This window comes from Delftia sp. K82 (genome assembly GCF_002193035.1).
GTDB classification, from domain to species: domain Bacteria; phylum Pseudomonadota; class Gammaproteobacteria; order Burkholderiales; family Burkholderiaceae_C; genus Comamonas; species Comamonas acidovorans.
Map to the genome: position 1 here is coordinate 612880 of NZ_MYFL01000003.1, position 21490 is coordinate 634369.

Annotated in this window: 18 protein-coding genes, 1 pseudogene and 1 CRISPR repeat array; of the genes and pseudogenes, 10 read left to right on the forward strand and 9 right to left on the reverse strand. The window is 64.2% G+C overall.

What is annotated here, in order from left to right; genetic code table 11:
* Window position 1: 1 nt before the first annotated feature.
* The 4 genes from KDK82_RS19665 to KDK82_RS19680 form a co-directional block, all read right to left on the reverse strand.
* On the reverse strand, window positions 2-2080 hold the full coding sequence (locus KDK82_RS19665) for a bifunctional diguanylate cyclase/phosphodiesterase (protein ID WP_034390137.1): 2079 nt from the start codon (window positions 2078-2080) through the stop codon (window positions 2-4).
* A gap of 172 nt (window positions 2081-2252) precedes the next feature.
* Entirely contained in the window at window positions 2253-2756 is a 504-nt protein-coding gene (locus tag KDK82_RS19670) for a heme-binding protein (protein WP_179217946.1), read from the reverse strand.
* A gap of 160 nt (window positions 2757-2916) precedes the next feature.
* Complete coding sequence (locus KDK82_RS19675) at window positions 2917-3558, reverse strand: response regulator transcription factor (RefSeq protein WP_013804314.1); 642 nt, start codon at window positions 3556-3558, stop codon at window positions 2917-2919.
* Window positions 3555-5120, reverse strand: coding sequence for a sensor histidine kinase (locus tag KDK82_RS19680; RefSeq protein WP_088165973.1), 1566 nt, complete (start codon window positions 5118-5120; stop codon window positions 3555-3557). Before KDK82_RS19680 ends, KDK82_RS19675 begins: the two co-directional genes overlap by 4 nt.
* 73 nt (window positions 5121-5193) lie before the next feature.
* On the opposite strand from KDK82_RS19680, the pseudogene KDK82_RS19685 reads away from it, so the two are divergent.
* The 3 genes and pseudogenes from KDK82_RS19685 (at window position 5194) to KDK82_RS19695 (ending at window position 8550) form a co-directional block, all read left to right on the forward strand.
* Window positions 5194-6176: pseudogene (locus KDK82_RS19685) on the forward strand (cation diffusion facilitator family transporter).
* On the forward strand, window positions 6173-6643 hold the full coding sequence (gene dtd / locus KDK82_RS19690; RefSeq protein WP_012203138.1) for a D-aminoacyl-tRNA deacylase: 471 nt from the start codon (window positions 6173-6175) through the stop codon (window positions 6641-6643). Before KDK82_RS19685 ends, dtd begins: the two are co-directional and overlap by 4 nt.
* Before the next feature lie 122 nt (window positions 6644-6765).
* A complete protein-coding gene (locus KDK82_RS19695; RefSeq protein WP_088165974.1) occupies window positions 6766-8550 on the forward strand; it encodes a dipeptidase in 1785 nt (594 codons plus the stop codon).
* Window positions 8551-8565: 15 nt separating this feature from the next.
* Here the strand turns inward: KDK82_RS19695 and KDK82_RS19700 are convergent, their stop codons facing one another.
* Together KDK82_RS19700 and KDK82_RS19705 are read right to left on the reverse strand one after the other, a co-directional pair.
* Window positions 8566-11550, reverse strand: coding sequence for a CRISPR-associated endonuclease Cas3'' (locus tag KDK82_RS19700; protein ID WP_179217947.1), 2985 nt, complete (start codon window positions 11548-11550; stop codon window positions 8566-8568).
* Window positions 11551-11563: 13 nt separating this feature from the next.
* Window positions 11564-12457, reverse strand: coding sequence for a WYL domain-containing protein (locus tag KDK82_RS19705; RefSeq protein WP_088165976.1), 894 nt, complete (start codon window positions 12455-12457; stop codon window positions 11564-11566).
* Window positions 12458-12687: 230 nt separating this feature from the next.
* Here KDK82_RS19705 and KDK82_RS19710 point away from each other — a divergent pair, with 230 nt between their 5' ends.
* The 6 genes from KDK82_RS19710 to cas6f (KDK82_RS19735) are packed head-to-tail and all read left to right on the forward strand — an operon-like array spanning window position 12688 to window position 17787.
* A complete protein-coding gene (locus tag KDK82_RS19710; protein WP_143343492.1) occupies window positions 12688-14214 on the forward strand; it encodes a hypothetical protein in 1527 nt (508 codons plus the stop codon).
* Between the two features lie 13 nt (window positions 14215-14227).
* Entirely contained in the window at window positions 14228-15247 is a 1020-nt protein-coding gene (locus KDK82_RS19715; protein WP_088165978.1) for a hypothetical protein, read from the forward strand.
* A 12-nt stretch (window positions 15248-15259) separates the two neighbouring features.
* Window positions 15260-16366: a type I-F CRISPR-associated protein Csy3 gene (gene csy3 / locus KDK82_RS19720; RefSeq protein ID WP_088165979.1), complete on the forward strand. Its 1107-nt coding sequence runs from the start codon at window positions 15260-15262 to the stop codon at window positions 16364-16366.
* Between the two features lie 29 nt (window positions 16367-16395).
* Entirely contained in the window at window positions 16396-16950 is a 555-nt protein-coding gene (cas6f, locus tag KDK82_RS19725) for a type I-F CRISPR-associated endoribonuclease Cas6/Csy4 (RefSeq protein WP_179217949.1), read from the forward strand.
* Window positions 16925-17215 (forward strand): type I-F CRISPR-associated protein Csy3, encoded by a 291-nt coding sequence (locus tag KDK82_RS19730; protein ID WP_256974518.1) that lies wholly within the window; start codon window positions 16925-16927, stop codon window positions 17213-17215. Before cas6f (KDK82_RS19725) ends, KDK82_RS19730 begins: the two co-directional genes overlap by 26 nt.
* Before the next feature lie 5 nt (window positions 17216-17220).
* The gene (gene cas6f, locus KDK82_RS19735) at window positions 17221-17787 is read left to right on the forward strand and encodes a type I-F CRISPR-associated endoribonuclease Cas6/Csy4 (protein WP_034366869.1); all 567 of its coding nucleotides are present in this window, start codon (window positions 17221-17223) and stop codon (window positions 17785-17787) included.
* A 130-nt stretch (window positions 17788-17917) separates the two neighbouring features.
* Window positions 17918-18245: a CRISPR direct-repeat array (repeat unit 28 nt; unit sequence GTTCGCTGCCGCGTAGGCAGCTCAGAAA).
* 67 nt (window positions 18246-18312) lie between these two features.
* Here cas6f (KDK82_RS19735) and KDK82_RS19740 read toward each other — a convergent pair.
* Window positions 18313-18699 (reverse strand): hypothetical protein, encoded by a 387-nt coding sequence (locus KDK82_RS19740; RefSeq protein ID WP_088166345.1) that lies wholly within the window; start codon window positions 18697-18699, stop codon window positions 18313-18315.
* Window positions 18700-18898: 199 nt separating this feature from the next.
* On the opposite strand from KDK82_RS19740, the gene KDK82_RS19745 reads away from it, so the two are divergent.
* A complete protein-coding gene (locus tag KDK82_RS19745) occupies window positions 18899-19381 on the forward strand; it encodes a helix-turn-helix domain-containing protein (RefSeq protein ID WP_088165981.1) in 483 nt (160 codons plus the stop codon).
* A gap of 212 nt (window positions 19382-19593) precedes the next feature.
* Here the strand turns inward: KDK82_RS19745 and KDK82_RS19750 are convergent, their stop codons facing one another.
* Complete coding sequence (locus tag KDK82_RS19750; protein ID WP_088165982.1) at window positions 19594-20352, reverse strand: sulfite exporter TauE/SafE family protein; 759 nt, start codon at window positions 20350-20352, stop codon at window positions 19594-19596.
* Between the two features lie 190 nt (window positions 20353-20542).
* Entirely contained in the window at window positions 20543-21487 is a 945-nt protein-coding gene (locus KDK82_RS19755; protein WP_088165983.1) for a LysR family transcriptional regulator, read from the reverse strand.
* Window positions 21488-21490: the final 3 nt, after the last annotated feature.

A 21490-nucleotide genomic window follows, 5' to 3' on the forward strand; every position in this document is an offset into this window, starting at 1 on the left:
GCTATTGTCGTTGGACTGGATGACTGTTGTGCAATTGCCAGGCGCGCGCCCTCTCGGCCGGCAGGGGCGGCGCCACAAGGTATCCCTGCATCATGCCGCAGCCCAGCTCGCGCAAAAGCGCCAATTGGGCAGGTGTTTCCACGCCTTCCGCCACGATGTCCAGGTGCAGGCTGTGGCCCATCTGCACGATGGCGGTGACAATGGCCGTGTCGTCCTCGCTATCGGGGACGTCGGCGATGAAGGAGCGGTCTATCTTGAGCTGGTTGATCGGGTGGCGGCGCAGGTAGGCCAGCGAGGAGTAGCCGGTGCCGAAGTCGTCGATGGCCAGGCCCACGCCCAGGGCCTGCAGCGCCTGCAAGGTGTCCTGCACCTGCCCGCTGGTGTGCATCAGCGTGGACTCGGTCAGCTCGATGTGCAGCCAGCGCGCCTCCAGCCCCGTTTCCTCCAGCACCTGTGCCACCTCGCGCGCCATGTCGCGCTGGCGGAATTCCAACGCCGAGAGGTTCACGGACAGCGGCACCGGCGCCAGGCCCTCGTCCTGCCACTGGCGCGCCTGGCGGCAGGCCTCGCGCAGCACCCAGTGGTCTATGGCCGAGATCAGGCCGCGCGCCTCGGCAAAGCCGATGAACTCGCCGGGCAGCACCAGGCCGCGCTGCGGGTGGCGCCAGCGCACCAGGGCCTCGAAGCCTGCCAGCCGACCATCGGCCGTGAAGGTCTGGGGCTGGTAGTACAGCTCGAACTCGCCGCGCTCCAGCGCGCCGCGCAGCTGCTGCTCCTGCATCAGCATCTGGGCCTGGGTGGCCTGGCCGTCCTGTGCGGGTGCATAGAACTGCAGGTTGCGGCGGCCGCTGTCCTTGGCCATGTGCATGGCGCTTTCGGCGCGGTTGAGCAGCTCTTCGGCGTTTTTCCCGTCGCCGGGGTACATGGCGATGCCCATGCACGGCGAGATCACCAGCGGCGTGCCATCGATGGCGCAGGGCGCCTCGATGATGCGCTGCAGGTGGCTGGCCTGTGTCTCGGTTTCCTGCGGATCGGGGTCGTCGGTGAGCACGACCACGAATTCGTCGCCGCCCACGCGCGCCACCAGATCATGGGCGCGCACGCTGCCGCGCAGGCGCTGGGCGACCTCGCACAGCAGCAGGTCGCCGGCCTGGTGGCCCAGCGAGTCGTTGATGGTTTTGAAATGGTCCAGGTCGATGAGGAGCACGGCCAGCGTGCGCTGCTTGACCGAAGCCAGCGACAGCGCCTGGCGCAGCATCTGGATCAGGCGCACGCGGTTGGGCAGCTGGGTGAGCTGGTCGTGCTGGGCCAGGAAGTCCATGCGCTCCTGCGCCAGCTGGCGCAGCGTGATGTCGCGCACCAGCACGATGCGGTAGGGCCCGCCCTCTGCCGGCATGGTCTTGGCCTCGATCTCCACGGGGATGCGGTGGCCGTCCTTGTGCTGGATGGCGCCGTCGAAGCGGTCCTCGCGGCCGCTGCGCATGTACTGCAGTGCGTAGAGGCGGAATTCGGGGCAGATGTAGTCGAGGATGGGGCGGCCGGTCAGCTCGTCCAGCGTGTAGCCGGCCAGGCGGGACAGGGCCTCGTTGCCGTCGATGATCAGGCCGTCGCGGTGCATGACGATGGCCTCGGTCGTGACCTCGGTGAACTTGCGCATGCGCTCTTCGCTGTCGCGCACCTTCTGCGCCACATGGTGGTGGTGGCTCACGTCGGTGATCTGCACCACGGCGCCCTGCAGCTGCCCGTGCTCGAAGTGCGGCATCAGCAGCGATTCGATATGGCGAGGCGGTCCATCCGGCTGTGGCACCTCGCGCTCGTAGCGCACATGTTCGCCGCGCAGGCCGCGCTCCACATGCTCGGCGATGAGCTGCCACACGGCTTCGCCCACGATCTCGCGCACGGTCTTGCCGACCGCCTCGGCGGGCGTCAATCCGAAATTGCGTGCGTAGTTGATGTTGGCGAAGCGGCAGCGCAGCGTGCGCGCATCGAAGTAGGCCAGCATGGCCGGAGCCGTATCTGCTATCAGCCGCAACAGCGCATCGTCGGGCCCCGTGTCTTGCGCATCGATGTTCTCTGGCATGCGTCCCCCTCGCTGGGGATTTATAGCGGAATCGCCGAGATTTTGATAGCGCTCTTGTGCGAGGGTGAGCGGCCGCTGACGCGTGGGAGCGCGTGCGGCTGTCGGGCATCGGGGGCCGCCATGGCGGCCTGTCTTTTTTTTGCAGCGCCGCATCACGTGCGGCGCGGCTTCTTTACTTGAGCAGGTCCTGCACCTGGCCCAGTGCAGTCTGGGCGCACTTGTCGTCCAGGTGGCCGCCGGGCGCGCCGCCGATGCCCACGGCGCCGATCACCTCGTTGCCCACCTTCACCGGCAGGCCGCCGCCCAGCAGCAGGTAGCCGGGAATGTTCACCAGGTTGGCGGCGCCGGGGTTCTTCTGCGCGCCTTCCATGATGGCCAGCGTGCTGTTCTTGGCCGATGCGGCCGTGTAGGCCTTCAGGCGGCTGGCCTCCAGCGTGTGGGGGCCCGCGTTGTCGGCGCGCTGCACGGCGCGCACGGTGCCGGCACGGTCCACCACGGTGGCGGTGACGGCATAGCCGTCGGCGGCGCAGGCGGCCACGCTGCGTGCGGCGATCTGGTTGGCCAGCTCCAGCGACATGTTCTTTTCCGTGCGCACGGCCTCGGCCTGGGCGGCGGTGGTGATCAGGCCCAGCGTCAGGGCAGCGAGGGTGGCAAGCTTGTTGGCGTGGCGTTGCATGGTCTTCTCCTTGGGGGTCGGTACGGCCCGGGCCACAAGCCCGGACGGCATGCATGCACTGTAGAAAATGCCGCCGCCGCGCACCATTCGGACGGTTACGCGCGGCGCTGCGTAGAAATACGGAGAAGCCAGGCGCGCTGCTGGGCGAGGAGGTGGCGCTTCAGGCGCCTGCCGCCGTGTCCGCCAGGCTGGCGTAGCGGCGTATGAGCTGGGCCAGGCTGGGCGCCTCCAGCTTGGCGAAGAGGTTGGCCCGGTGCGTTTCCACCGTGCGCGGCGACAGCTCCAGGCTGCGGCCTATCTCCTTGTTGGTCAGGCCCTGCACGATCAGCGCCAGCACCTCGCGCTCGCGTGCCGAGAGCTGGGCGAAGCGCTGCTGCGCATCGCGGTCGGCCTGCTGGCGTTCGCGCGACTGCACATGCTGGCGCACGGCGCCTTGCAGCGCGTCGATCAGCACCTCGTCATCCACGGGCTTTTCCAGGAACTCGGCCGCGCCGGCCTTGAAGGCGCGCCGGCACATGTCCACCGTGCCATGGCCGGTGAGCATGATCACGGGCTGGTCCACGCCCTGCTCCACCAGCCGGCCCAGCAGGGCCAGTCCGCCGATGCCGGGCATGCGCACGTCCATCACGATGGCGCCTATGCCCTGGCGGTCCAGCCCTTCGAGAAAGGCCAGCGGATCGGCCCAGCACTGCACGCGCAGGCCCACGGTGCCGATCAGCAGGGCCAGGCTGTCGCGCACGGCCTCGTCGTCATCGACCAGATGGATCAGCGGGGACAGGTCTTGGGCAGGCGCGGCGGTCATGGGTTCGGTGGTGGTGGTGTGGATACGGTGGGGGCGGCGCGTGCCGTGGATGCATTGGCGCATGCACTGGCGCACGCCGCAGGCAGCAGCAGCTCGAAGCGGGCTCCGCTGCCCGGTCCCGAGGCGGCCAGCTCCAGGCTGCCGCTCATGGATTCGGCCAGGCTCTGGCTCAACGTCAGGCCCAGGCCCAGCCCCTGGGCGCGGCCCGTGGCAAATGGGGTGAACAGGCGCTGGCGCATCTCGGGCGCCACGCCGGGTCCGCTGTCCTGCACCGCCACCAGCAGGCGGTTGTCGCGTCGTTCCAGTTCCACCCGCAGATGGCGTGTTGCGGGCGGCTGCTCGTCCATGGTCTGCAGCGCATTGACCAGCAGGTTGTGCAGTATCTGCTGCACGGCCACGGGGTCGGCCTGGGCGGCGGGCAGATCGGCGGCCTGCACTTTCATCTGCACCTTGACCTGGACCTGGCGGCGCCGCAGCTCGGGCTCCAGCAGATAAAGCGCTTCGGCAACGGCCTGGTTCAGATCCAGCGGCTCGGCCTGGGGCGCAAGCCCCGGTTGCTCCACCAGGCGGCGCAGCCGTCCTACCACGGCGGACGCGCGCTTGGCCTGCTCGGCCGCCTGCGTCATGGCCTGGCGGGCGGCGTCCATCTCGGGCGGGTCCTCGGCCAGCAGGCGGCGCGCTGCCTGGCTGTTGGACAGCACGGCCGTCAGCGGCTGGTTCAGCTCATGCGCCATGCCGGCGGCCAGTTCGCCCAGCGTATTGAGCCGAGCCACCTGGCCCAGCTGCAGCAACTGCTCGGCGCGGCGGCGGGCCACGCGCTGGCGCAGCAGGGCGCGCAGCGCTGCCACGGCCAGCGCGCAGCCCAGGGCCCAGCCCAGCATGGCCGTCCAGGGCAGCACCGAGGCGTCCAGCGGCTGGCGCAGGTACAGCACCAGCGGCTGGCTGGGCGAGGCCAGGGTCTTGCTCACCTCCCAGGACCATGTGTTCCAGCCTGGCGAGCCGGTGCTGCCTGGCTGGATCAGGAATTCCTGCCCGCCCAGGGCCAGCCAGGCGCGCACCGGGCTGGTGGCCGGTGGCATGGGCCATTCGTCGGCGGGAATGATGGAGCGCAGGTCCAGCAGCAATGCATAGCTGGCCGGCAGCCCGGCCTGCACCAGGTACAGGCGGCCCCGGGTGAGATCGGCCAGGGCCAGTTCGGCATGGCCGCTGGCCTGGGAGCGGCGCTCGGCCTCGGCCATGCCGTGCGGCCAGGGCGCGGGCCAGGACTCGCCTGCGGCGGCCGAGCGGCGCGCCACATCCAGCACCTGCGGATACAGGCGCGGCAACTGCTTCCACGAGGCCTGGTCGGGCGCGGGCTGGCGCGGCTGCAGCAGCGCCAGCGTGCCCAGGATGGCATCGTGCTGCACCATGCGCTGGCTCAGCAGCCGGTGGGCAATGCGGGCATCGGTATCGAAGACCTCGCGCAGCGACTGCAGGCGAGCGTGCGCCAGCCAGGCCGCGCCGCAGCCTGCGGCCACGGCCCAGGCCAGCACCCACCCCGCTGATCGCTGCCATCCATTCATGGCGCGGATTCTGGCATGCGGCCCGCGCAGGCAGTGGTCTAATCCGCAGCACCCCCACCTATCGCAGCGCAGCATGGCCGAGTCCACTCCATCTACCGCCAACGCACCCGACTGGATGGCGCCGCACAGCCTGCTGCGCATCTCGGTCGTTGTGGCACTGCTGACCATCGTGCTCAAGACCCTGGCCTGGTGGCTCACGGGCTCGGTGGGCCTGCTGTCGGACGCGCTCGAATCCTTCGTCAACCTGGCCGGTGCCGTGTTCGCGCTGACCATGGTCACCATCGCCAAGCGGCCGGCCGACACCGATCATCCCTATGGCCACCACAAGGCCGAGTACTTCTCTGCGGGCTTCGAGGGCATCCTGGTCATCGGCGCCAGCCTGGCCATCGCCTGGGCGGCGCTGGCGCGGCTCTGGAACCCGCAGCCGCTGGAGCAATTGGGCTGGGGCCTGGCGCTGTCCGTGGTCAGCTCCGCCCTCAACGGCCTGCTGGCCGTGGCCATGCTGCGTTCGGCGCGCCAGCACCGCTCCATGGCGCTGGAGGGGGATGCCCGCCACCTGCTCACCGATGTCTGGACCTCGGCCGGCGTCGTCATCGGCCTGATGGGCGCAGCGCTCACAGGCTGGCTGCGGCCGTGGCCATAGGGGTTGCGATCAACATCTGCGTGCAGGGCGCGCAACTGGTCTGGCAGTCTTCCCAGGGCCTGATGGACCAAGCGCTGGACGCGCCCGAGCGCCTGCGCATCGACACCGTGCTGGACCGCCACGCGCACCGCGAGCAGGGTGTGGTCTTTGACAACATCTCCAGCCGGCGCGCCGGCGAGCGCAGCTTTGCCGACCTGCACATGCATGTACCCGGCGACTGGAGCGTGGCCCGCGCCGCGCGGCTGCGCACCGAGATCGAGGCCGAACTGCTGCAAGCCGTGCCCGGCCTGTACGCGCGCATCGAGCTGCTGCCCCTGGGCATGCAGACCGCCATGGAAGCCGCTATCGAGGCGGCAGGCCAGGCGGACACTCCTTCCCCATCCACCGACAAGAACCCGAACCCCGAACAATGATCAGCATCCTGCAGCGCGTGAAACAGGCGCGCGTGGAAATCGACGGCCAGGTCGCCGGCAGCATAGGCCCCGGCCTGCTGGCCCTGGTCTGCGCCGAGCGCGGCGACACCGAGGCCGAAGCCGACAAGCTGCTGGCCAAGATGCTCAAGCTGCGCATCTTTGCCGACGACGCGGGCAAGATGAACCGCAGCGTGCAGGACCTGGACGGGCAGGGCGCCTGCGGCGGCCTGCTCATCGTCAGCCAGTTCACGCTGGCGGCCGACACCGGCGGCGGCAACCGCCCCAGCTTCACGCGCGCCGCGCCACCGGCCGAGGGCGAGCGCCTGTACGACTACATCGTCCAGCGGGCGCGCGCCCTGCACCCGGAAGTCGCCACGGGCCGCTTCGGGGCCGACATGCAGGTGCACCTGCTCAACGACGGGCCTGTGACCATTCCGCTGTCGATAGCTCCGGCCACCGCGGCATAGCGTGCCGCAGACCTGCTGTTCTGGGGCGGATTCTGGCGCGATTTGCGAGCGCGGCCTGGTCGGAACAGGCCTGCAAAGCCCGTATTCTTGCGGCCTCAGCATTCATCGACAGACCGACGACCATGAAGAACCATCCGTTCAAAGCCTCCACCCTGGCCCTTGCCATGAGCATGGCCCTGGCGTGGAGCGGCGCGGCCGGCGCCGACACCCTCAGGAAACCCGCGCTGGACGCCCTGGCCCAGGCCCAGCCGGCACCCACCGACTTCGCCAGCTTCCTGAAGCAGGCCGCGGCCGCGCAGCCTGCCATCGCCCAGGCCGTGCAGCGACATGCGGCAGGCCAGGCGCTTGCGGGGGAGGACCTCGATCACATCGCCCGCCTGCTGGGCCTGTACACGCGGCTCACGCAGGAGCAGGCCGTGCTGGCCAGCATCGAGCGCATGGTCGCCCTGCCCACCGTGCGCGATGCCAAGGTGCCGCCGCACGAAAGCCCGGCCATCCTGGCTTTCGGCGAACTGGTGCAGCAGATGGCCAGGGACTTCGGCCTGCAGTACCGCAACGTGGACAACCGCATCTTCGAAGTCACCCTGCCTGCGAACACCGCGAACACTGCGAGCGCCTCGAACGCGGGTGCCGATGAATTCGGCATCCTCACCCATGCAGACGTCGTGCCCGTCGTCCCTGCCGAATGGGTGCTGGACGGCCAGGCCATCGACCCCTTCAAGGTCACGCGCGTGGGCGACAAGCTCTACGGGCGCGGCACCATCGACGACAAGGGCTCCATCGCCACCGTGCTGTTCGCCATGAAGGCCGTCAAGGACAGCGGCCTGCCCCTGTCGCGCGGCATTCGCCTCATGATCGAGACCACCGAGGAAACCGGCGGCGACGCCATGAAGTACTACCAGGGCAAGACCGCGCTGCCCGCCTACAACATCGTGCTGGACAGCAAGTACCCCGCCGTCGTCGCAGAAAAAGGCTCGGGCGCGCTCAAGGCCGTATTCGACGACGTGAAGACCGACCCCGCCCAGCCCGCCATCACCGCCATGGCCGGCGCCGCCTCGGCCAACGCCATTGCGCAGACTGCCACCGCCACCATCACGGCCGGCGACGAAGCCGCCATCGAAGCCATCGCCGCGCGCCTGCAGGCGGCCAAGGGTGACTTCACCACCAGCTATGCAGGGCAGGGCGGGCCGTTCACCATCGACATCCAGCGCAGCGGCACCGCAGCCACCGTCAAGGTCACGGGCACCTCGGCCCACGGCTCGCGCCCTGAGGAAGGCGTCAACCCCGTGCCGCGCCTGACGCTGTTCCTGCAGCAGGTGCTCATGCCCACCGATGGCGTGGCCCTGGTCCAGCCCAATGCCTACAGCAACGCCCTGCGCTACATCAACGGCGCCTTCGGCCTCGACTACTTCGGCAAGCAGCTGGGCGTTGCCTATGCCGACGACTTCATGGGCCCGCTGACCCTGTCGCCCAACCTCATCAAGGCGGCAGACGGCAAGCTGGAAGTCACCACCAACGTGCGCATGCCGCGCGGCAAGACGCCCGAGCAACTGCGCACCGAAGTCGAGCAACGCATCACCCGCTGGAGCGCGGCCGCCAAGGTCCCCCTGACCCTGCAATACACCCAGGGCAACTGGATGGCGCGCGACCCCAAGGGCGCCTGGCTGTCCACCCTGCTCAACATCTTCGGCGACACCACGGGCCTGGACGCCAAGCCCGTGCCCACGGCCGGCAGCACCACGGCCAAGCTCATGCCCAACGCCATCAACTTCGGCCCCGCCATGCCCGGCAAGAAGTACACGGCGCACAACGCGCTCGAATACAAGGAACTGCCCGACCTGCGCGCCGACATGCAGATGTTCACGGAAATGCTGGTGCGCATCGGGAATCTGAAGCAGATGCAGTGAGGGGCTGCGGCTGCATCAGGATGGCCTTGGGCGGGCGGCATGCTTGTTGCCGGCCTGCGAAGAGCGGATTCCAGTCCATGAGATGACCGGATAGGCGCTGCCGTCTGTGCCCGGCATGGAAAACTGACGCGCCAGTTGCAATGATTCCGAGATCTGCGCCGCTCCTGGACCATACATGGCCTCCAGCTGTCGGCGCAGTCTTTGCTCGGCATCATGCACACTGGGACTCAACCAGGTTGCGGCAAGATGAGTTGCCAGCGTCTCCCTGTCATCATTGCGTTGTTCAACCCAGGGACTGCCCCGATGGTTGGGTTCGTATCTCTCCAGCAGTAGGCGTCCATCAGGTAGAGGCTGGGCTCGCCAGGTTTCGGAGAAATCCTTCTCTCGCAACGGATGGTTCACATAGAACCAGTCGCACGCCCATTGTTCGTTGTGTTCATCGAAGAATCCCGTCGTTGCGTTCAGCAGGAGCTCAATGGCCTTCTCGTCTTCCTTTGCAAATTGACAACGGCGTACAGGGTCGAATATCAGCCCTGCGTCCAGCGCAAACGTGAGGGCCAGTGCTGCATCGGAAGCCATCGGGCGCAGCAGGCAGGTTAGCCGGTCGTGCGGGTGCGTGAGGGGGCTGCCATAGGCGTCACTTTGTTGGAGGCCGGGCCTGATGAAACAAAGGGGCTGGTGTTGCAACGCGCGAAGGTTGCGATTCAGAAGATAGACATTTGGCCGGGATACAGGCGCCAGGCGATGGCGGTTCACCCGGCCAGCGAGCTGGATGATGGAGTGCATGCTGCTGGGCTCGACGACGGCCCAGTCGAAATCATGGTCCCTGCCAACTTCCTCCACCGGAGATGCCAGCACGATCAGCACCAAGTGACGCACATGCGCGGGAAGACTGGCTATTTCCTGTGCGATCAATGGATGCTGCGATAGCTCGGGATTGCCGCTGCGCTTGAGCAACAGATCGAGGGCTCGCTCCTTCAGGTAGCGCCGTGCGGGAATCTCGCTGGCATGGTAGGCGCAGATTTTGACCGCGATACCTTCAGGCCAGGCTTGGCTTGCCAGCTGATTTGCCAGCCGCTGCAATGGTTCTACGTTGGCCAGTCTGACGATTCCCACTGAGGCATGGACAAGGCGTCCATTGCTGCTGCAAGACCAGCCGTGATCCTTGTGTGCGGAAAGGCAGCTCTTTGCGACGATGCTTGGGAAGTCCTTTTGGGAATCGATCTGCACGATGCGACCCATGCGGTGAATGTCCGCGGCAACAGTCTTGGCAGACAGGCAAGCCATGCTTTCCTCGTACCACGGTCTGAAAGGCATGTCGCTTCCAGCATGGGCTAGCTGTCGCCCTGTTCCACTGCCTTGGTTGGAAATCAGCAGGGTATGGGGGGTCAAGGCTTCGAAGCCGTCGGCGCAATGCATCGCTATGCCGCTTCTCCAGGCCTGCTCGATTTTTTCGGCCAATACCGAGGACAGTGTTGCCGAGGAGATCACGACATTGCGCCCGAACATGCCAGCCATCTGCACCACGCGCAACACGGCAATGAGTCCCTGCGGGTCATAGGAATCTGCCTCATCGATCAGCAGGTCCGAATGCGCAATGCGCAACAGCGCCAGCACGTGCTGTGCCTGTCGCGTCGGATCGCCGGCCGCCACCAGATAGTCCATCGTTGCGACCAGCACGGGGGCCCCGAGCAGGGTTGCATTGGCATGGCCTTTACCCGGCCTGTCCAGTCCCTGCACCCAAATGGGCAGTTGCTTCAGAAAGCCTTCGCTGTCGCAGCCGCTGCTCGCATAGGCATCAGGCGTTGCCGCTTGGCTATCGTCCTGCTGCTCGTACATGTGGAGGGCCCGTGCCAGGGGGTCTCCGATCACACAGGCGCATTCATCGTCGCTGAGCTGCAATTCACTGCGGTAGGCACTGGCCGTCTGCAGCGTCAATGTCCTGAGGTTGAAGCCCGCTGTAATCCGCAAGGGATCGACCGAAGAGCGACAGGCCTGGAGCGCGCGCACATTGGCCCGTGTCTTGCCAGCCCCCGTGCTGGCCACATTGAAGATCAGGAAGGCGCTGTCTGAGGCATCACGGTTTCGGGTTCGCTCAATGAAGCTGCATGCATGGTCCTGCCAAGAGAAACGCGAAGGTTGAAGGCCGCCCGTGTTTCGCATGGCCCGGCGCTTGTCGGCATCCAGTGCGGGCAGGAGTTGTGGCCCGAAGAAGTCCACGCAGCTCAGGGCCATGCGGCCCACTTGTTCCAAGTGCCAGATCAGTGGTTGATTGAGAATTGCCTTGCCATCATCCCGCAGGGAGTTCGCGTAGGCACCTGACTGCAGATGGCTGCTTGGCCCGCCTGGCTCCTTGACGCGGATGGCAGAGACATGGTGATCGGCGAGTATCAGCGCCGCGCGCGCAATCAGGCCAGCCTTGTGCCAGTACGCAGGCTGCTGGCTGGGCTGGGCATCACCCTGCAGCAATTGGCGGCCCTCATCCAGCAAGGCTTGCCAGCGCCTGGTTTCATGTTCGTTCTGGAAACAGTTCTCCAAGCGACGCCATGGGGTCACCGTGGTCGCCGGGGAAATCCCGCTGACATGGTTGCGATGTGGAGAAACGACTTCCGATCCAGGTGGGTTGCGCCGCTGATCCCTGTCCTCGCGTGCTTCGTCTGCCGAAAACAATCGGTGATGGGTGGCCACGCTCATCAACGCGGCGGACTCAAAACTGTTCAGCCGCTCGAAAGGTCGCCAGGGCTGGTGACTCCTGTGGCTGCTCAACAGGTACTGGATTCCGTTGTCTTCCCAGGCCTGCCAGGCGGCCAGCCAGCCATCCCAGTGCAGGGATTGATGCTGAAGCATGTGGCTCAAGACCCAGGCAGAGACCCATTCGTGGCTGATCTCGTCGCGGAGCACTTTGGTGCTGCGAAGCTTGGACTGAAAGAACTGGGTCAGCTTGCCTATATCGTGAAACAGGCCTGCAAAAAATGCCAGGCGGCGTATTGTGGCTGCCATCCCGCGCGTCATATTACTGTGGGGCATAGGGGAATATGCCCTCAAAGACTGGCAGCACAAAGTCCTTCAATTCGTGGCTGCCGTCGGGTGCGGCTGAGTGAGTGCAATGGTCGCGCTTGAATTCCACCATATTGCGTTCCGGCATTCGGATGACATAGGAGCTTCCTTTGCGCACCAAAGCAAACTCTCGCGCCACTGCTTCCACCTGATCAGGTGTGAGTCGTCTATTGGGTATTACCTGGTAGTCGCGCTCGGTGCGGTCGATCCGGAGGTTGCGGCAATCCGTGCGATGGCCGTTGTGGTCCTTCAGCTTTCTTCCTTGCAAAGCGGAATTCACCTGCGCGTTGAGAATTCGTGCCAAGACAAAGAATTTTTGTTCGGCTCCGATCTGCTTTTTTCTGATATCCACATCGTGTGCGATCACGCGCCATTGATGGCCGAGCAACTCCAGCCCCAGGGGCAGCACAGTGCGCGTCTTGCGTGTCTCTCCTATACGAAGGCCCACGTATTCGATGTCCACGGCTGCTTTGGTCACACATGCCTTGAACAGGGTCATGACCATGCTTCTATCCTCCGGGCCCTGATACACGAAGCGCGGCGCATTGACCGCACAGACGGTCTCATAGCGGGTAAGGCCGAGCGCATAGGGTGGTGCGGCATTGTGCAGCAGGCTCAGGAAGGTCGTGCTGCACGCCTCTTCAGGAGGATGGGCGAAAAGCTTGGCCCGGACACCATGCGATGGAAGGTACTCCAGATAGCCCGGCCAATGAGCCACCGCTGCTTCCATATCTTTCTTCGCCGTCACGCCGCTGACATCGAATTCGCGCATGACCTCCGCCCTTGTAACCCGGGTGAGCAGACAGGCGCGGCGCAGGATGAACAACTGTCGATTGTCGATATTTGCCATGAAAAAGATAATTTTGTTTTCGATCTTTGCGATCTTTATAAGAAGTGGAAATTCTCTTTGGTATTGATTGATGGTAGAGCCTTGCGACCACAGAAGATCATATCCAGAATGGTGTCCATCTGTGATGGTTTGAGGAGGGCACCAACGTGCAATCTAGTGGATACGATTCAGAGGACGCACACCGATTTTTCCGTAGTTGGATGGATGCACATCACCTAGCACCGGCCGCATTGGATGAAGTGTTGGTGCGCCATGCCACCCGACAAGATTCATGGAAATCAATGGATGTGCGAGATCGCACAGGAAGCAGTCCTGTCAAAGCAACGCTGCTGGAATTGGCGAAGCTTTGGTTGCAGGCCTTGCTCCTTGTTTGGAACGAAAAGCCGGCGAATGCCAAAAAACTTGTCCAGTCCATGGAGGACGAGGCCCTGGCCCTGACTAGCGAATTGCCGGAGGAGGACTTCCATCAGGCCTTGTTGAAGCTGCGTTCAACGCTCTTTTGCGAAATGCTATGGGGCCACCCTCGTACCAAGGGTTTGGTGCGTCCCTCCTACGCTGACAGGCACGCTTTTGTCTCCACCCCTTTGCCTGAAGATCTGAATGAGTTCGATGTGCCCGCAGTCGTGAACTGCCTGGCAAATGCGACTGCCTCCGATCCCTCCGTCATGGCCGGGCGGCATGCATCGATGATCGAGGCCTTGAGCAAGCTGGGCCACTTCACGTCCAAGCCCACGCATACGTCAGCCAGCCCGATAGGCATCGTCCTGGGACCAGGGCAAAAAGGCATGGGGCCTTATCTGACCGCAGGCCTGCTTTTGGAAAAAGGCCATGCAATCAGGTTGGATCAGGCCATGAACGACAACACCGGGAAGACCACCGTATGTCTGGAGGCCCTCAATAAAGATGGCGATGGGCAGGCCGATCAGGCCACCGTATCCATGGTTCAGCAGTTGGCTGCCCAACTCTATGCCGATGGCTACGAGCATGGAACGCAGATCATTGATCCTCGTCTCAGGCAGATCCTGCTGCCTGCACAGGATGGTCGCTATCGTGCCCTGACACCGTTGACCTCCATGGGCCTATCTGCCTATCTGCACAGCCACTGGCAAAGAGAAAAATCGTATGCGCAACTGGTGTTCTATGGGTTCTCCTCCACCGCCATCAACAATTTCACGGCCATACGCAAAGTGGGGCACGCGCTGGAGCCAGAGCGCTCCGTCACAGGCATTCCAAACCGCGCGCTGGTTTTCGATGTCCCTCGCATAGATGAAGCGCACACGGTGCTGGCCCGCGTTCGCCACCTGGGCTACCGGATTCAACTGCCGAAGGCTGTCAGGGCCGAGCTGTTTGCACAGTACCAACGCCACACGGCAACGCTGCGCAGTGATTCTGTAAGGGCCATCGAGCTGGAGCGCCGCATCTGCCGCTCTGCACTCGCGCTCTTTTGGCTGCATGTGCTGGATCAGCGCGATCAATGCTGCGACGCGCTGGGGTCAATGAACGACGACGTACAGGAAGAGGTCCGGCTGCAGGTTGCCGGCCGCAGAGCCATTGACAGGTTTCTTGTTGCAGGAATGGACACGGCGGGTGGTGCCAGCGCGCGCGAACTGACCAAGGACATGGCCTTGCTGCTCTGGAGCCATCTGGCCCGCCTCAAGGATTCCCAGAACAAGACCCTGGGCCTGGGGACTATCGATCGCCAGCGTTTCATGCGATGGGCACCTAAAGCCATTGCCCTGCTGCTGAGCCAGCGCTGAAAGGAGACCTATCTTGTTCGTGCTGATCTCTAGGTTCAAGGTTGCGCACTACAACGCGCAGCAATGCAAGGACATCATCATGCCAGTGCCCATTCATGCTGCCGTCATGCTGGGCCATGCGCTGGGCGCGCGCCTTGGCAAACCTGTGCAGGGCGTTGCGCTTGTTCTGCATGAGGCAAATGTGGAGCAGGAGTCGCTTCCCGGCGCGGCAGGTGCACTGCTGGCCAATAAACGGGGTGCAACCACCTTTTATGTAGACAGACCCCATGGCGGTGGCTATGCCAGCACATCGCTTACGCCGGCGGCCATGTCGTACCAGATGCATGCCACCGCCAACGGTTGCTTTTCCATGGCTTTGGACCTTGGGGAGGCGCAAGTCGCTCCCGACGATGTCAAAGCGCTGCTGATGGAAATGCGCTTTGCCGGTGGTTGCCTGCAAGGGCCACCACAAGTGCAGGCCTTCGATACCCAGCGGCAGCTGTTGCAAGGCGTCAGGCCCGGTTATCTGGTCATGGATGCCGCCTGGCGCGCTGCCATCGCACTGGAGTCGAACCATCCCGCGCACGTCTTTCTGCATCGGCATGAAGGCGCTTACATCGTGCCCGCCGTGGTGGGCTACCACATGCTGACAGAACTCTCGAACCAGCGTCAGGGCATCCGGCGCATGGGCGATATGGAGTTGGAAGGCCATGCCTTTGCGGAGTCCATCACCGGACTGATCGAGTTTCGCCACATCAACCGTTTCAAGCACATGCCTGAAACCGCGCTCGAAGACATCGCCGACGACGAACTCGAACCGTGGGGTTACCTCGATTTCGAGGACGCTGGCGAGGTGGACCCAGAAGTCGTTGAGGTCGGCGAAGGCGATGCTTTTGAAGCTGTGGATGGCCCATTGGCGTTCGACGCACCGGATTCGCATGGCGCAGCCAGCGACTCCATGCAGGGCAATGAGCCTCAGCGGGGGCCAGGCAGCATTTTTTGGAAACACGGCTGGAGCCAGGACGGCACCAGCTTTCTGATACAGCAACTCTGAGGGGAAATCGCTATGGCAACGAAGAAGAAGTCTGGCTCTGGCTCTGGCTCTGCCAAGGTCGTGGCTGCGATGCGCGGCATCAATGTCTCCGACGCACCAATGTGCAGCATCGTGGGAAAAGAACTGCTGCCGCTTGAGGTCATGCGCCATGGCATCCGCGGTACCCAGAACTTAACGCCGGGAAAATTCGATCCAAACAAGCTCGCCAATATCCAAATAACGGAGACTGCCAAAACCCACCCTCAGGCCACGGGCATGCATCTGCGCTTTGCCTTGCAGGTCACTCCTCTTAGCAGGCTGTTGACGGCTTGCGACAGTGCGGAGGTCCGCGCGGACATCGAGCAGTTTCTAGCCCGCGCAGCAAACAGCGAGGAACTGATGGAGCTTTGCCGGCGCTATGCGCGCCGCGTGTTCAGTGGATCATTTCTCTGGCGCAACCTGACGCTGGCCCACTCCCTGGACATCCATGCCCGTTGCGCAGGTCAGACCGCACAGGCGCTTGGCGAGCGGCCATTCGAATTGGCTGAGCGCGGCTTCTCCGAGTACACGGAAGACGAGATGAAACTGGCGCGATGGCTGCAAAGCTCCTTTGCATCGCAGGCCGGCCTGGGGCAGGGCATTGAAGTGAGTGCCAAGGTGCACTTCTCCAATGCAGGAGCATTCGAGGTCTATCCCTCCCAGATGTACGTCAGTGGCAAGCCTCAGGGATTTGCACGTCCGCTGTACAAGCTCAACCCCGTTTCCCCTTCGGATCTGAACCGGGCACGCGGCGACAAGGACGTGCATTCCTTCATGGACAGCATCAATATGGGGCAGGCGGCCATCCGCGACCAGAAGGTGGGCAACGCCATCCGCACCATCGACACCTGGTACGCACCTGGCAATGTGCCTCCCATTGCCATCGAGCCCAACGGCGCCAGCCTGTCGGACAACGAGTTCCATCGCCGTCCTGAATCAGGCAACAGTTTTTTCAATCTGCTGCCAGGCATCAGGCAACTGACGCAAGACCTCAAGCCTGAAGGCAGTGGGATGCAAACCTCGCCCGATGCCATGTTCGTGCTCGCCGTGTTCATACGCGGTGGCGTGTTCGGAGATGCCGGCAAGTCCGGTAACGACTGATGCCGATCAGCCCATGAATGGAGATCGTGATGGACCACTACCTTGACATACGGCTGCGTGCGAATGCCGGGATCGGCACAAACGAACTGATGGCCACGCTGTTCTACAAGATCCATGTCTGGATAGCTCGCAATGCCAATGGCCGCATCGCCTTGAGCTTTCCGGACATGAAGAAGACACCGGGCGCGCGCCTGCGCGTGCATGGTTGCGAATCTGACCTGCAGGCCTTTTCATCGGGAGACTGGAGCCGAACTGTGATGCTGTGGATCGATCTGGCGCAGGTATGTCCTGTGCCTGCTGACACCAGACATTGCATGGTGGCTCGAATCCAGCGCAAATCTGCCCACAACATGCGGCAGCGTGCGATGCGCAGAGATGGTCTGACTCTGGAGCAGGCCATGGTACGGATTCCAGACACGGCCACCGAATCGCTGGACCTGCCGTACCTTTATGTGCAAAGCGCCAGTACGGGCCAGCGGGTGCGATTCTTTATTAAGCAGAGTCCTGCACAGCCTGTAGCCGTTAAAGGGGCGTTCAGTGCTTACGGCTTGGGCAAAGATGGCGCCACCGTCCCCTGGTTTTGATGTCATCCACTCCCAGAAAATCGGCAACGCCCTGCGCACCATCGACACCTGGTACGACGGCGCGCAGGACCTGGGCCCCATCGCGGTCGAGCCCTACGGCTCCGTCACTACCCAGGGCAAGGCCTGGCGCCAACCCAAGCAAAAGCAGGACTTCTACACCCTGCTGGACGACTGGCTGCTCAAGGACAAGGTGCCGCCCGTCGAGCAGCAGCACTTCGTGATGGCCGTGCTGATCCGTGGCGGCGTCTTCGGCGATGCGAGCTGATGGCCATGACCTCGCACTACATCGACATCACGCTGCTGCCTGACCCGGAATTCAGCCATGCCCACCTGCTGGGCGCGCTGGTCGCCAAGCTGCACCGCGCGCTCGTGCAACTGGGCAGCGCGGACATAGGCATCAGCTTTCCCGGCTACAGCCTGCGTCCACGCACTCTGGGCACCATCCTGCGCCTGCATGGCAGTGAAGCCGCGCTGCGCGGCCTGATGGAACAGCCCTGGCTGCAGGGCATGCGCGATCACGTGCACTGCACGCCGCCAGCTTTGGTGCCAGAGGGCGCCGTGCCCTACCTGGTGCAGCGCCGGCAATTCAAGACCAGCCCCGACCGCCTGCGCCGCCGCCGCATGCGGCGCAAGGGAGAAACCGCTGAACAGGCCGCGGCCGCTATCCCCGACAGCGTGGAGCGCACCCCGGACCTGCCCTACGTTCAACTGCGCAGCGCCAGCACCGGCCAGCCGTTTTGCCTGTTCGTGGAGCAGAAAGCGGTGCAGGGAACGGCGGGCCAGGAAGGCTTCAACACCTACGGGCTGAGCCTGGGAACTGCTGTTCCCTGGTTCTGATCCTTTTTTCTGGCGGCCTGAAGACTGCCTTGTAAATCAACAGCTTGGCGGATGCCCCGGAATTTTGGGTGTTCGCCTGCTGGAGGTGAAAGCTCTTTCAAAAACAATGGATTGGGGAATTTTTTGTCTAGTTCGCTGCCGCGTAGGCAGCTCAGAAAGTCACGACTCTGGTCAAGTTTTTCTCTGACCTGTTCGCTGCCGCGTAGGCAGCTCAGAAAATCGAGGAGGTCGTGGGCCTCTACAAAGACCAGTTCGCTGCCGCGTAGGCAGCTCAGAAAATCAGGTGGAAGGGCACGCCGTACATCTGCTGGTTCGCTGCCGCATAGGCAGCTCAAAAATTCGGGATTTGGCGCGTGCTCTTCCAGCCAGTGTTCGCTGCCGCATAGGCAGCTCAGAAAGACTGCGCCGTGCACAACGAGCCCGCCATGCCGTTCGCTGCCGCATAGGCAGCTCAGAAATGCGGGTACTCAGCGCATGACCTAGGCCCAGGGTTCGCTGCCGCATATCCGAGACCTCCTGACTCCCTCACGTCATTCCCTGCTCCACAAATTCCACAAAACTCGCACCTTCATCAAACCCCCTCAGGACCAACGACAGGCGTTTACCGTAGACAGAGTCCGGTCGGCTGAATGCTTGCACTGCTAATGCGACAGCAGCGCGGGCGCGGTACCACTCGTTGTCGAAATCGCGGCCGGAGCTGAACTCCATGCTTTTCATTCGCCGGATGTGATGCAGGGCGAGTTCTGCGACCAGTTCTACTTCAACATCGGTTTCGTCCCGTACGTTATCCGTGTCGGTGGTAGCAATCAGGACCTCCAGGCGGTGCTCGGCACAACGGATGGCAAGCGCCATCATTTGTTGTGAATCGGGGCATTGAGAGGTGCCGCGAGCATGGGCAGATGTGGCATGCATATCAAGTTCCTTTGTGCTCTCTCGGGAGGCTTGCATGTGAAAAGGCGCGGAGCGATGGCGAAGGCGTGCACACCCCCTGCCTTCGAGCGGGGCATACAATCACTCATCATCCAGATTGGTATCAAACAGTCATGAACAGTATTTTCAATACTAAAAATGACTTGTCAATACTTTTTAGGACTATCGATAAGAAAGATGTATGAACAACGCACTGGCTCAGCGGCTCATCAAGGCGCGTTCAAGTCATGGCTGGAGCCAAGCCGATTTGGCAGAGTCCAGCGGCGTAGCTGCTGCGCAGATCTCTCGGTACGAGCAAGGCCGTACGACGCCACGGCCTCCCGTTGTCGCCAAGTTGGCCAAGGCACTGGGGGTCCGATTCGAGTGGTTGGCGTTTGGACAGGATGACACCGCAGGCAAGGAGCCCGGATATCCGCCCGTGCAGGTCAAGCGAGTGGAGATCGAGGTGGAGGATGCTCTCCATGCGGCTGTGCAAAGGTTTGCCCAACGTACAGGAATGGCCTACGAGGTGTTCTGCGTTGCGCTGATGCGGGAAATGCTGGAGCGCTTCGAGCGGCAGCCGGCTGATCTGGAGGATTTCCTGAGACGTCATCAAAGAACCCAGCTTGCGCTCGAGGGCGCAGAGCATCAGGAACTTTCAATAGCGGTCCCCGTGCCCGAGTAGCCGCGCGCGCCAGGATGAGCCACCTCGCCTGAAACGCATCTGGCGCCTCGTCCTCCGCCGTAGGCTTTGCTGAGTGGGTGCTGATCCCGAGACCTCTTTGGCTTGGCGGCAATCTTCCACTTGACCCGGCCCGAGGGCTTGTGCGGCAGATGCGCTTGCCTTGGGGTGAGTTGCTGTTCACCTGCAATGCACTTGTACTCTGCAGCCCCGCCTCACTGCCTCCAGAAAAACACCCCCGCCATCACCAGCCCCGTCAGCACGATGCCCGCGCGCAGCCATTCGGGCGGGATGCGGCGCGCCAGGCGGGCGCCGCCGTAGCCGCCTGCGGTGGCGGCGATCATCATGATCAGGGCCTGCTCCCACTGCACGACGCCGCCGGCCGCATAGATGGCGACGGCAATGGCGGTGAGCAGGGCGGAGACCAGGTTCTTCATGCCGTTCATGGCGTGCAGCCTGGTCTGGCCCAGCAGGCCGAACAGGGCCAGCAGCAGGATGCCCAGGCCGCCGTTGAAGTAGCCGCCGTAGATGGCCACGGCCAGCATGCCGGCGCCGGCTTTGACGGGTGAGGCATGGGCTGCATGCTCGGCGCTGCCGCGCGACGCCATGCGCCTGAGCTGCGGCGCGAAGGCGAACATGGCGGTGGCGGCCAGCAGCAGCCAGGGGACGACCTTGCGGAACAGGTGGTCGGGCGTGACCAGCAGCAGGGCCGCGCCCAGCGAGCCGCCGATGAGCGACAGCACGATCACGCCGCGCATGCCCAGGCCGGGCGGCGGCTCCATGTCCTGGCGAAAGCCCCAGGCACCGGCCATGTAGCCGGGCAGCAGGGCGACGGTGCCGGTGGCGTTGGCGGCCACGGGCGGCACGCCGGTGAAGACTAGGGCGGGCAGGGTGAGGAAGCTGCCGCCCCCGGCGACGGCATTGAGCGCGCCGGCCACGAAGGCGGCGCTCATGAGCAGTGCGATGTCCCACATGGGTGTTGTCTCCTCCTGGGGCCAGGCATCGGCAGGCCGCCGTGGCCTTGCGCGGCCAGGCCGGTGTTATAGGTCGAGGCCGATCTTAGTGCCGGTCCATCGGCCGGGCTGTCGCACCGGCATGGCGGCGGGGTCAGGGCTGCTTTGCGCAAAAGGACAGGATCGCGCTGGCGTGGTGGCCGCCTGGCGACTAGGGCGGCTCCACCCCCGGGCCGGGCAGGCCCAGCGTGGCGCGCAGCAGGGCGACGCGTGGGTTGGCGACGGCGCTGCGGTAGATCAGCGCCACGGGGCCCATGGAGATGGCGGGTGTGACATGCACCCTGCGCACCCCCAGCGACCGGGGCGAGGCCTGCAGCGTGGAGTCGGGCACGGCGCTGAGCCCCAGGCCGGCCCGGACCAGTTGCAGGTTGGTGAAGGGGCTGGTGGATTCGATGACGGGCGTGGGCGCGATCACGCCTTCGCGGCGGAACACCTCTTCCATCATGCGGCGCAGCATGGAGCTGCGCGTGGGCAGGATCCATCGCTGGCGCGCCAGTTCCTCCCAGCGGTTGCTGCGCGCGTGGCCTGCAGGGTGGTCCGGCGGGGCGATGACGGTGAAGCCGGTGTCGAACAGTTTTTCGTAGCGCAGCGGCTGGCCTGCAGCCTCGGGCAGTTCGGTGGGGTAGCTGGTGATGAGGGCGTCGAGCTCGCCATCCAGCAGGCATTGCACAAGCAAAGGCACGCGTTCTTCCTTGAGCTGTACCCGGACATGGGGCTGCTGTGCGGCCAGGTCCGCCAGTACGCCGGGCAGGTAGCCCTGTGCCACGAAGGGCGGGGTGCCGATGCGCAGCAAGGTGATGGCGGGTTGCTGGGCGGTCTCGCTGCCCAGATGGCGCAGCTCGGCCAGCAGCATGGCCGCGCCGCGGATGGCGATCTCGCCCTGGGCCGTGGGTTCGAGCCCGCGCGCATTGCGCAGGAACAGCGCCACGCCGAAGGCCGCCTCGATTTCGCCCAGGGCCTTGCTCAGCGCGGGCTGGGTCAAATGCATGAGGCCGGCGGCGGCGCGCAGGCTGCCTCCCTGGTGCAGGGCCAGCAGGAGCTGCAGGTGCTTGAAGCGCAGCCGCGACAGCAGGCGTTGCGGGTCGAAGTCGTGCATGTT